Raw genomic sequence first — 12169 nt, 5'->3', positions numbered from 1 at the left:
GGAGAGTTAATCGATATTGAGTTTACATCAAGTTTAGCAGTAACAGGAGCTACAGTAGTTATCTCAGATAACACAGGAGCAGCAGTTGAGACGATAAACAATGTTGATAGTGGAGTAAGTGTAACTAACACTACAAGATTAGCAGTAGGAGTATATACTATATCTGTTACCCATCCAGTAACAGGATGTATATTAGATGCAGTTTACGAAGTTGAAGATGTAGAGGATCATATCATTAATGTATCACAATCAGCTCCAATTGTTTGTTTCGGATTAAGTACAGCAGCAGTAGATATTATATTCGATGCTAGTAGTCCTTATGCAGGAGCATATACATATACTGTATTCGACGCGAACACAGGATTACCAACAACTATAACAGGTACAGGTACATCAGGTAATGCAATAGAAACAATTACTGGAATTCCTGCAGGTGATTTCTTTGTACGAGTAGTTATGACAGCGTTCCCAGATTGTACAAGAGATACAGCACCGTTTACTATTGAAGGTCCAACAGCAGCATTAAGTGCAACATTCGATACTACATTAATTACTTGTGTAGCTAATGATAGTGGAGAAGTTACAATCAACGCAGTTGGCGGATGGGGCGGATATGAATATCAATTAGTAAATACTACAACTAGTACTACGGTTCAAAACTTTAATACAAACAATATTATTGGAGGTTTAACTGCAGGAACTTATGAAGTAACAGTAAGAGATGCTAATGGATGTCCGTTCGTAGATACATTCACATTATCTGATCCAACAACAATTAACTTTGTTCCTCAGGTAACAACTCAAATTGAGTGTGAAGGAGATGAAACAGCTGTTATTACAGTAAATTCTGTAACAGGTGGACAAGGAATGCCAGCAGTATATTCGTATAGCTTAGAATTCCCTAATGGAGACGAAACAGCTATTCAATCTTCTAATGTATTTACAGGATTAGGAGCAGGAACTTATCAAGTAACTGTTTACGATGAGTTCAGCTGTAGAAATACAATTAGTATTACTGTAAATGAGCCAACGGAAGTTATGGCAAGTGCAGTAGTAACAGGAATCATAACATGTACGACTCCAAATGCTACAGTAGAAGTAAGTGGAATAGGAGGTACAGGAACTTATGAATACAGTATAGATGGAACTACTTTCGTAGCATCTAATATCTTTACTGTTCCAGCAGGAGATTATGAATTCTATGTGAGAGATGCTAACAGTTGTGTATCTACGCCATTCGTTGTGTCTATTCCAGCATTAGAACCACTAGTAGCAACATTAGATGCATCATTAGGATTTATCTCTTGTAATGGTAATGCAGATGCAGTATTATCAGCAACTACAGTAGGAGGATTAGGAAACAATATGTATGAATTAATAGATGCTACTTCAGGAACTTCAATAGCAGGTCCACAAGTAGATGAAACTTTCAGAAATATTGGTCCTGGTACTTATTTAATCAGAGTAACAAGTTTAGATTGTGTTGCAGACACTGCAGAAGTTACGATAACAGATCCAGAATTATTAGTAACTACACCAGTAGTAACTAATGTAAGTTGTAATGGATTAACTGATGGTAGCGTTACATTAAATACTGTTGGAGGAACAGGATCGTATGTTTACGAAATTGATTCAGCTCCAGGAAGATTCCAACCGCAAAATGTATTTAACAATTTAGCAGCAGGAATGTATGTAATTACAGTATTAGATGAAAACGGATGTATTAATACTTTAAATGTTGAAGTATTTGAACCACCTGTTTTAGATGCTGAAATTGATTTATCAACAGTTGTACAACAACCATGTGTTACAGATCCAGCACCATCGTTCACAGTGAATATTATGGGAGGAACACCACCATATACATTACGATTAAGTGATGGTAGTGCACCAATAACATTAGGAGCTACTGATACAAGTTATACATTCACAAACTTAAATTCAGGTACTGCTTATGCTGTATTAGTAACAGATTCTAGAGGATGTAGAGTTCCAGATCCGTTAACAATCAGTTTCCCAGCAGCTGTAGATTTAGAGTTTGCTTTAGAACCTGTTACATACGATTGTACGCAACAAGCTACAATTACAGCTACTGTAGCAGAGATTTATAGAAACGAAGTAGTTTACATGTTAACTGGTCCAGAAACAGCTACAAACGATACAGGTATATTCTTAGTAAATACTCCGGGTATATATACTGTAGAAGTTACACACGCAGCTGGATTAGGATGTACGCCACCAACTGAACAGATAGAAGTTGAAGCGATAACACCATTACAGTTATCAGTTGACGATTCTCAATTGAATACATTAATAGCGAATGCTTCAGGAGGAATTCCACCATATGAATATAGTATAGATGGTAGTGCATTTACTTCAGAAAATACATTTGTAATTAATCAAACTAGAGATTATGTAATTACTGTAAGAGATGCTAGAGGTTGTGAAGAAACATTAACAGTAGCAGGAGTGTTCATCACGATAGATGTTCCAAACTTCTTTACTCCAGATGGTGATTCTCAGCAAGATTACTGGTATCCAATTAATGTTCAGCCTTATCATAATATAAAAGTTTATATTTATGACAGATATGGACGACAATTACAATTGTATTCAGGAATGCAACAAGGTTGGGATGGTACTTACCAAGGTAGACCATTACCTTCAGGAGATTACTGGTATACTATTGAATTCACAGAAATTACAGGAGAAGAGAAACGAATTATAGGACATTTTACGTTATATAGGTAAAAAATAGAATGAAGAATACATTTTTAACATTAGTGCTACTGATTTTTTCAGTAGCACGTTTATCAAGCCAAGAGGTAGATTTACCCCAATATGTCAACCACATGGCTGATAATCCTTTTTTAATATCGCCTGCATATGCAGGAATTGGAGCAGGTTTTCAATTACGATTAAATGGAGTAAGTCAATGGTTAGGAGTAAAAGAAGCTCCAGATACACAATCCCTAACTCTTGAAGCTAGATTAGCAGAAAGATTTGGTGGTGGTTTAACAATTTTTAATGATAAAAACGGATTTACATCTCAAAAGGGGGTAAGGCTTTCCTTAGCAAGTCACTTAACATTAAGTGATCTTTACGATAGCTTCTTATCTTTAGGTTTAAGTTATAGTTTTATCCAATTTGGAATTGATACTTCAGAATTTTCTAATCCTGCAAATCCAGGAGCACCAGTAAATTTACCGAACAGAGTATTAAACTCTTCTAATTTTGATATAAGTATGTTGTATCGTTTCGGAAGGTTTGCTATCAGTGGTAATGTTGTGAATTTATTAGATAAGAAAATCGATGATTTTAACACAGGTGAACCTGAAGTATTAAGAAGATATTCTGTTTACACGAATTATAATTTTAGAATTAATAGAGATACAGAATTTGAGCCTTCTGCATTTGTTGAATTTTTTGAAGCGAGTCAGCGTTCTAGAACAGATATAAACGTAAAATTGAGAAGACGTATTAGAGATGGATATGTTTGGGGAGGATTAAGTTATACATTCTTAAATGATCAATTTTTTACACCTAACGCATTAGCTCCTTTATTCGGAATTAAGAAGAACAAATTATATTTATCTTATGGTTTCAGTATTACTACAAACGAAATCTTAGGATTTAATAATGGTACACACATGATAACTATCGGATTCGATTACGATCGTAGACCAAGTTTAGCTCGTTGTACGAGAAAGATGATAATGTTCTAAAAGAATTTATATACATAATAAAAAAGCCTTGAGTTTGATACTCGAGGCTTTTTTGTTTTAATTTTGCTGCGATGAATAATAACGAATCTATAAACCTGAATAAATTTATAAGCTCAACAGGAATTTGTTCAAGAAGAGAAGCTGAAAAATTAATTGTGGCAGGTAGAGTTACGATTAATGGAAAGCCAACTCAGTTAGGAAATAGAGTATTTGAAGGCGATATTGTCAAAATAGATGGTAAACCATTAAAAGCAAAACCAAAGACAATTTACATCGCTTTAAACAAGCCTGTGGGTATAGTTTGTACTACAGATAGCAAAGAGAAAAAGAATATTGTAAGATTTGTAGGACATCCTCAACGATTATTTCCTATCGGAAGGTTAGATAAACCATCAGAAGGATTGATATTTTTAACTAATGATGGCGATATTGTCAACAAGATTTTAAGAGCAGGAAACAATCACGAAAAAGAATATATAGTTAGTGTAGATAAAGAAATTACAGAACGTTTTATTACTAGAATGGGAAATGGTATTCCAATCTTAGGAACGGTAACAAAAAAATGTAAAGTCACTAAACTATCATCAAACACATTTAAGATCATACTTACACAAGGATTGAATCGACAGATCAGAAGAATGTGTGAGTATTTAGGTTATGAGGTTACCAAATTAAAGAGAACTCGAATTATGAATGTAGAGTTAGGAAGCCTTAAAACTGGAGAATGGAGAGAACTTTCGAGTCATGAAATGGATAAAATCAACCAATTGGTTCAAACTTCAGTAAAAACAGAAGAAGCTTCTATCGAAAAATCACCTCAAAAGAAAAAAAAGCAAGGAAGTCCAAAGAATTTTAAATCCAAATTTGGTAGACAAAGAAGGAGGAAATAACCTCAACTTTTCAAAAAATAAGAAACTTTTAACGAAGTGCTTTTTAACATTTAACTTACATGCGTATCTTTGTCGCCTATGCAGTTCGACTTAAAATCAAAAGATCCTAAAAGTAAGGCAAGAGCAGGAGTAATAACAACCGATCACGGTACTATAGAAACTCCTATTTTTATGCCTGTTGGTACAGTAGCTTCAGTAAAAGGAGTACATCAATCAGAGTTAAAAGATGAAATAAATCCTGATATCATTTTAGGTAATACGTATCATTTATACTTAAGACCTAAAACAGATATTCTAGAGCAAGCTGGTGGATTGCATAAATTCATGAATTGGGATAGAAATATCTTAACAGATAGTGGTGGTTATCAGGTATATTCGCTTTCAGGAAGAAGAAAGATTAATGAAGAAGGAGTAAAATTCAAGAGTCATATCGATGGATCTACACATTTTTTTACACCAGAAAATGTAATGGAAATTCAACGTTCTATTGGGGCCGATATTATTATGGCTTTTGATGAATGTACGCCATATCCGTGTGATTACAATTATGCAAAAAATTCAATGCATATGACACATCGTTGGTTGAAACGATGTATTAATCACTTAGAAAAAACTCCACTTAAGTACGATTATAATCAAACATTATTTCCAATAGTTCAGGGAAGTACGTATACAGATTTACGTAAACAGTCTGCTGAATTTATTGCTTCAGTAGAAGCAGAAGGAAATGCTATTGGAGGTTTATCTGTAGGTGAACCAGCTGAAGAAATGTATGCAATGACAGATGTAGTTTGTAGCATTTTACCAGAAGATAAACCAAGATATTTGATGGGGGTAGGAACTCCAATTAATATTCTTGAAAATATAGCTTTAGGTGTAGACATGTTCGATTGTGTAATGCCCACAAGAAATGCTAGAAATGGAATGTTATTTACAGCTAATGGTACCATTAACATCAAAAACAAGAAATGGGAAAATGATTTTTCTCCAATTGATGAAATGGGAATCACGTTTGTAGATACGTTATATTCTAAAGCATATTTACGTCACTTATTTGCATCGAAAGAATTACTTGGAAAGCAAATTGCTTCTATCCACAACCTAGGATTTTATTTATGGTTAGTTAGAGAAGCAAGAAAACATATTATAGAAGGAGATTTTGCAGTTTGGAAAGATAGAATGGTAAAACAAATGAGCAAACGTCTGTAAGTTGAAGATTCTCGATTGGTACATATTAAAACGTTATTTAACTACGTTTCTTTTTACACTGCTTATTCTAATTCCTATAGCAGTAGCTATTGATATTGCAGAAAAGATTGATAAGTTTTTAAGACACGAAGATTTAACTTTTTTTGAAGTTGTAAACGATTATTATGTCAACTTTATCATCTATTACGCTAATACATTTATGCCATTGGCGTTATTTTTAGCCGTAATTATTTTTACCTCTCGATTAGCAAATAATACAGAAATTGTAGCTATAAACGGATCTCAAATTTCATTTACACGTTTTTTATATCCTTATTTTATCGGAGCAACTATTGTTACGGTTATTGCCTTAGGAATGAACCATTATGTTGTTCCAAGCAGTAGTAAAACAAGAAAAAAGTTTGAAAAAACATACTTAAAGAAAAAGCGTTATCAAGATCAATTAGTAAAAGAATTTAGTTTACAATTGAACGATAGTACGTATATGTACGTTCAGAATTATAATTTAAAATCAAATTCTGGAAGTAATTTTTCTACTTCTATTTATAAAAATAGAGAATTAAAATTCAAACTTATAGCTGATCATATCCGTTGGAAAGACACCATTTTCAAACTACAAAATTGGAAAGCTAGGAAGATTTATAAAGACAGAGATAGTATTTGGTATGGTAATTCTATGGATACAGTCTTTAGTTTTACACCTAAAGATTTTAATTATAAATCTGCATTAGCACAAGAAATGCCATCTAATGAATTGCAAGATTTTATTGCTTTATCGAAAAAGAGAGGAGTTAAAAACTTAAATGCGTATTTGGTAGAATTATACAAACGTACCAGTTTACCGCTAGCATCTTATATACTTACTATTATTGCTGTTGCATTAGCTCATAAAAAGAGAAGAGGAGGAATAGGTGTAAACTTAGCTTTAGGAATCGGAGTTATGTTTATTTACGTATTCTTTTTAAAAGTAGCAGAAGTTTTAGGAGCTGTAGCAGGTGCAAATTCTTTACTTAATGTTTGGATGCCGAACTTTATATTCGGAGCTTACGCCACATATCTCTATATCAATGCAAGAAAGTAAACTTAAGAACTATCTATTATTACATCTAATTGTTTTTATTTGGGGGTTTACAGCCATTTTAGGGAAATTAATTTCCATAGATGCAATTCCATTAGTTTGGTATAGAATGTTAATCGCTGTAGGTTTTATTGGAGCTTATTTTGTAATCAAAAAGAAATCATTTAAACTTACTAAAAGAGCCGGATTAGAGTTTTTAATTACAGGAATAATAATTGCAGTGCATTGGATCACATTTTTTAAAGCGATAAAGGTTTCTAATGTATCTGTAGCCTTAGTTACCATGAGTACCGGTGCTTTTTTTACATCACTTATAGAACCTATTTTTTTCAGACGTAGAATCAAACTTTTAGAAATAGTACTAGGATTACTAGTTATTTTAGGTTTATACATCATTTTTAGCTTTGAAAGTAAATATACCTTAGGAATTATTTATGCTTTAATATCAGCATTCTTATCTGCTTTATTTGCTGTTTTAAACGGGTTATTTGTTAAGAAATACGAAGCAGATTCAATATCGTTTTATCAACTATTATTTGGAGTTGCTTGTGTAACAATATACTTAGCTGTAACTGGAAGTTTTACACCAGAGTTTTTTAAATTGTTACCTAACGATTGGATATTTTTAGTGCTATTAGGAAGTGTTTGTACAGCCTACGCATTTATAGCATCTGTAAAAGTGATGAAGTATTTAACACCATATACAGTAATGCTAACCATAAACCTAGAGCCAGTCTATGCTATTGTATTAGCGCTACTTATTTTTCAAGATACAGAACGAATGAATATTGAGTTCTATTACGGAGCATTTATTGTACTTTTTGTGGTATTGTTAAATGGCTTAGTGAAAAATTCTTCAAAAATTAAAAAGAAATTACAACGATAATTTATTATGTTTGCTTAACAAACAGCAAAAAAAATCAAACTTTATTAAATGGAATATTTAGATTTTGAAATGCCAATTAAAGACTTAGAAGACCAGTTGGCAAAATGTCATGATATTGGGAAGGAAAGTGAGATAGATGTTACTGAGACATGCAAGAAGATTGAAAAAAAATTACAAAAAGCTAAGAAAGATATTTATAAAAACTTAACTCCATGGCAGAGAGTACAACTTTCTCGTCATCCAAACAGACCTTATACTTTAGATTATATTAAGGCGATTTGTGGAGATACGTTTATGGAATTACATGGAGATAGAAATGTTCGAGACGATAAAGCCATGATTGGTGGTTTAGGAAAAATCGGAGATCAGTCATTCATGTTTATTGGTCAACAGAAAGGTTATAATACTAAAACTCGTCAGTATCGTAACTTTGGTATGGCTAATCCAGAAGGATATCGTAAAGCTTTACGTTTAATGAGAATGGCCGAAAAATTCGGAATTCCAGTAGTAACATTATTAGATACTCCAGGTGCTTATCCAGGTTTAGAAGCTGAAGAACGTGGACAAGGAGAGGCGATTGCGAGAAATATCTTTGAAATGACACGTTTAAAAACTCCAATCATTACTATAGTAATTGGTGAAGGAGCTTCTGGTGGAGCTTTAGGAATTGGTGTAGGAGATCGTGTTTACATGATGGAAAATACTTGGTACACAGTAATTTCTCCAGAATCGTGTTCATCTATTTTATGGCGTAGTTGGGAGTACAAAGAACAAGCAGCTGCCGCTTTAAAATTAACTGGTGACGATATGAAGAAGTTAAAACTTATCGATGGTATTATCACAGAACCAGTTGGAGGTGCTCACGCTAATAGAGAAGGAGCATTTCAAGCAGTACAAGAGCAAATCTTAAAAGCTTTTGATGAATTAAAAGATTTAGATGAAGTTAGCTTAATTGCCAAAAGAATGGATAAATACGCTAACATGGGAGTTTACAAAGAATAGTAACATTCCATTTCATACATAAAACAAAACTCGCTAATTATTAGCGAGTTTTTTGTTTTTATAATCGATTAATTTTCTCGTTTTATTTGTAATACCCTTTAATACCAATCCCGATAGTCCAGAAATATTTACCTTCATCAGAATCTGGAATCTCTTCTATTTCTTCATTTAATGCAGGAATTACTTGTCTCCAAACAGCTAAATCTATAGATGGAAAAATATAAGAATACGGGATTTCGTTATTGGTAGTATCAAAATTAGAATTGGTTGAATTTAATATCTCTTTGATTAATTGCTGAGCAGGTGTACTAAATATTTCTATTTCATTTATAAAGACTTTGGTAAACTTAGAATCTTTACCAGAAAACTCTATAAAGTCAGCTTTATTATTATCGTCAAAGGTAATTTGTAGTTCATTTTTAAAATATCCATCTTTTGAGGGTAAAGACATTGAAAAATCACCATATTCCATTATTGATTCTTCTGATGTGAATTCAGGCTTTCCAAGAATAGCTTGAATTTCATCTCTAGTCATTCCAAATTTTATCTTTCCAGCACCAATGTGTGGTATTATATCAAATCTCATTTTTCAATTGATTCACTGTTACAAATAAGATAAATAATTTGTATTCCGAACTCCCGACTAAATAAAACCTTTATCCTTGGCTACATGAATTAATTCTCGATCATCAGTACTATCGATGTCAAAAATCTTTTTAAGCTGTCTTTTACGCTTTTCTATACCTCTAAGTGATAAATGTACCATATCAGGTAAATCTTTCATCATAGTACCAATAGAAAGCTCATACATAATCTTTCTATCAACATCATCAATAAAATATTCGCTTGAAACTTCATTACGCATAATTTTAGTAACTGTCTTACTATAAAAAGGAGGATCTGTAAGTACTTCTTCTATAGCTTGAACAAGTTGTGGCGGCGTAATATCATTTTTGACTAAAAATCCATCTGGATTAATATTTTTTAAGATACTGTGAACTCTATAATTGTCATTAAACGTAGTAGAAACAATAACTTTTGTTCCAGGTAACATCGAATTGATTTTGATTCCTAAGTCCTCGCCAGATAAAATAGTACCATCTTTAGAAGCAGGCAAACGCATATCTAAAAAAACAATATCTAGTGTATCGTTATTATTTGCGTAATCTTTTAAAATCTCACAGGCAGTATCACAATCATTTGCCATTTGGATATAAAAAGAGACTCCGTCTTTCTGATTTTCTATAAAGTTAAAAGCACTTTTATAGGCTTCGGCAATTAGGGGATGATCATCAACAATTAAGGCATTATACTTTTTTGCTAACATTATTCTTAGGTTATAGGTATTTTAATTTGCAAAGTTGTTCCTTTATTCAGTGCAGAAATAAACGATACGTTACCCTGTAACTTTGCGATTCTTGAATTAATATTTTTAATTCCTATTCCTTTCCTACTTTTTTTAGTGTCGAAACCAACACCATCATCAGCAATTTGTATCTCTAATTTTTCGTTTTCTATCGAAAATGCTAAGGTAACATTTTTTGCCTTTGCATGCTTAATAATATTTTGTAAAGCTTCTTGTATGATACGGTATACGTTAGCTTTTGTAACCTCACTAATTTCTTTCCAAGTAATACTTTTATCGTTTTTAAAATGAGTATCAAAACCACCAATAGTTCCCTTATCTTCTAAAAGTTGTGTAATTATAGAGGTAAAATTGATGTTCGCATCATTAAAATTATCACTTAATTTATGTGAAACCTCACGGATTTCTTTTTCTATAAGTTGTAGTTCATCTAAATATGCTTGTTGTTTTTCTTGAGTATCGGTATTCATTTGCATACCTAAAAAACCAAGATTAACTCGAGTTCCGAAGAGTTTACCCAAAATACCATCGTGGAGTTCTGCAGAAATTCGATTTCTTTCTTTTACACGTTCTTCTTCAAGTTTAGCCTGTTGTTGAAGCGTTAATACATATACTTCTTCATTTGCTTTTTGCTGATCAGCTTCTAATTGTAGTTTTTCGTTTCGCACTTTCTGAACTCGTAAAAAGTAGAGTAGGGTAGAAATCAAAATAATACTGATACTTCCACCAATGATCCAAATTAATTGCTGACCTAAACGTTCTTTTTCTTCAATATGTTCGTCAGTTTCAAATTCAATACGCGTAAACTTATTTTGAGCTTTACGTTCAACAGTAATTAAACTATCATTATATTCTATATGGCGATCTAGATATTGTTTAGCGTTTTGGGGTTGTAAGTTTGCAAGTTGTTTTAAAGTGGTTAAATAATCTCTTCCATTTTTTAATTCTTTAGCTAACAAATTTGCTTCTTTCGCATATTGAATAGCTTTTAAAGTATCATTAGAGTATGCATAATAATCAGAAATTCTAATTTTACTCATTAAGACTCCAGGTTTATCGATAATACTATCTCTAATTTTAAGAGCTTTAAAAAAATCTTGTTTTATACCTGTAGTATCTTTCATAACTAATTTACAATAGGCCCTATTATCAATTACTTTTGCATATTGAACTCTTTGTAAACTATTTTTTAATTCCTTGTTATAGTTTTTAATAGCTTCTTTATAATTCTTTTTCTCTCTATAAGTATTACCAATATTGTTAAATATAGCATAGTATTTTTTCTTCTTTTTTATTTTCTTAAAGAAAAAAAGAGATTTTTTGTAGTATGTTATAGCTCTATCGTATTCTTTTATATCCCTTTGAATATGACCTAATTGATTGTAACAATCATAAAGATCTTTATTACTGTTTAATTTTTTAAATATTTTAATTGCATCAAAAATTAAAATCTCACTACCAATATAATCTCTATACCGACCTTTAATAAATGACATACCGAATAACATTTTGGCACTTTCAAATTGATAATTTCCTTTTTTAAATGAATTATACCCTTTGTTAAAATGAAAGAAGGCTTTATTGTATTCGTGTGTGCTTAAGTAGTGAGTAGCATAATTCCAATGAGAATCACCAAGAGTATAATAGTCATTATTCTTTTTAGCAATTGATATTGCTTTTTTATTTACTTTAAAAAAAGAAGAAGAATCGTTTAACTTATGATATTCATAAGCAATAGAGCTTAAGTCTATAGTAGTTTTTAATTTTTTATCAATAAAATAATTAAAAGCCTTATCTAATATTTTTTTTTTAGTTTCTAAGTCTCCGTTTTTTTTAGATTCTCGTATAAAATACTTAATACTATCAACTTCTTTTTGTTGAAAGTAAAAATTAGCGGAAAAACATAAGTTTGGTATGATTATAAATGTAAGTTGTAGAAAGAAAGTTTTAATAATAATATTGTTTTTAACAAAACTAAAAAAAACCTCTAACAAATCGTTAGAGGTTGTATAA

General features: G+C 31.7%; 10 protein-coding genes. 7 read left to right on the top strand and 3 right to left on the bottom strand.

Annotation, left to right across the window (positions count from 1 at the left end):
- The 7 genes from Q1A15_RS20135 to Q1A15_RS20105 all read left to right on the top strand — a co-directional run.
- The coding region (locus Q1A15_RS20135; protein ID WP_299628117.1) for a T9SS type B sorting domain-containing protein at positions 1-2751 on the top strand (2751 nt) is incomplete at its 5' end.
- 8 nt (positions 2752-2759) lie between these two features.
- Positions 2760-3725, top strand: coding sequence for a type IX secretion system membrane protein PorP/SprF (locus tag Q1A15_RS20130; protein WP_299628115.1), 966 nt, complete (start codon positions 2760-2762; stop codon positions 3723-3725).
- A gap of 71 nt (positions 3726-3796) precedes the next feature.
- Positions 3797-4615, top strand: coding sequence for a 23S rRNA pseudouridine(2604) synthase RluF (gene rluF / locus Q1A15_RS20125; protein ID WP_299628113.1), 819 nt, complete (start codon positions 3797-3799; stop codon positions 4613-4615).
- A gap of 78 nt (positions 4616-4693) precedes the next feature.
- Positions 4694-5824: a tRNA guanosine(34) transglycosylase Tgt gene (gene tgt / locus Q1A15_RS20120; protein WP_299628111.1), complete on the top strand. Its 1131-nt coding sequence runs from the start codon at positions 4694-4696 to the stop codon at positions 5822-5824.
- A gap of 1 nt (position 5825) precedes the next feature.
- Positions 5826-6905: an LptF/LptG family permease gene (locus Q1A15_RS20115; RefSeq protein ID WP_299628109.1), complete on the top strand. Its 1080-nt coding sequence runs from the start codon at positions 5826-5828 to the stop codon at positions 6903-6905.
- The gene (locus tag Q1A15_RS20110) at positions 6892-7788 is read left to right on the top strand and encodes a DMT family transporter (RefSeq protein WP_299628107.1); all 897 of its coding nucleotides are present in this window, start codon (positions 6892-6894) and stop codon (positions 7786-7788) included. Before Q1A15_RS20115 ends, Q1A15_RS20110 begins: the two co-directional genes overlap by 14 nt.
- A gap of 48 nt (positions 7789-7836) precedes the next feature.
- Positions 7837-8790 carry an acetyl-CoA carboxylase carboxyltransferase subunit alpha gene (locus Q1A15_RS20105; protein ID WP_299628105.1) on the top strand — a complete coding sequence of 318 codons (954 nt, stop codon included), beginning with the start codon at positions 7837-7839 and terminating at the stop codon, positions 8788-8790.
- Between the two features lie 82 nt (positions 8791-8872).
- Here Q1A15_RS20105 and Q1A15_RS20100 read toward each other — a convergent pair whose 3' ends face one another.
- From Q1A15_RS20100 to Q1A15_RS20090, 3 genes are read right to left on the bottom strand one after another with little or no spacing between them, the layout of a single operon-like run.
- Complete coding sequence (locus Q1A15_RS20100) at positions 8873-9376, bottom strand: hypothetical protein (protein WP_299628103.1); 504 nt, start codon at positions 9374-9376, stop codon at positions 8873-8875.
- 57 nt (positions 9377-9433) lie between these two features.
- The gene (locus Q1A15_RS20095) at positions 9434-10117 is read right to left on the bottom strand and encodes a response regulator (RefSeq protein WP_299628101.1); all 684 of its coding nucleotides are present in this window, start codon (positions 10115-10117) and stop codon (positions 9434-9436) included.
- Between the two features lie 5 nt (positions 10118-10122).
- Positions 10123-12150, bottom strand: a complete 2028-nt coding sequence (locus Q1A15_RS20090) for a sensor histidine kinase (RefSeq protein ID WP_299628099.1) — start codon at positions 12148-12150, stop codon at positions 10123-10125.
- Positions 12151-12169 lie beyond the last annotated feature (19 nt).

Source organism: uncultured Tenacibaculum sp. (genome assembly GCF_947495995.1).
GTDB lineage: Bacteria > Bacteroidota > Bacteroidia > Flavobacteriales > Flavobacteriaceae > Polaribacter.
This window is presented reverse-complemented; position numbering and strand designations above follow the sequence as displayed.

Coding starts and splice junctions, on each gene's coding strand:
- Q1A15_RS20130 (WP_299628115.1), top strand. CDS start 2,760: ATGAAGAATACATTTTTAACATTAGTGCTACTGATTTTTTCAGTAGCA.
- rluF (WP_299628113.1), top strand. CDS start 3,797: ATGAATAATAACGAATCTATAAACCTGAATAAATTTATAAGCTCAACA.
- tgt (WP_299628111.1), top strand. CDS start 4,694: ATGCAGTTCGACTTAAAATCAAAAGATCCTAAAAGTAAGGCAAGAGCA.
- Q1A15_RS20110 (WP_299628107.1), top strand. CDS start 6,892: ATGCAAGAAAGTAAACTTAAGAACTATCTATTATTACATCTAATTGTT.
- Q1A15_RS20105 (WP_299628105.1), top strand. CDS start 7,837: ATGGAATATTTAGATTTTGAAATGCCAATTAAAGACTTAGAAGACCAG.
- Q1A15_RS20100 (WP_299628103.1), bottom strand. CDS start 9,376: ATGAGATTTGATATAATACCACACATTGGTGCTGGAAAGATAAAATTT.
- Q1A15_RS20095 (WP_299628101.1), bottom strand. CDS start 10,117: ATGTTAGCAAAAAAGTATAATGCCTTAATTGTTGATGATCATCCCCTA.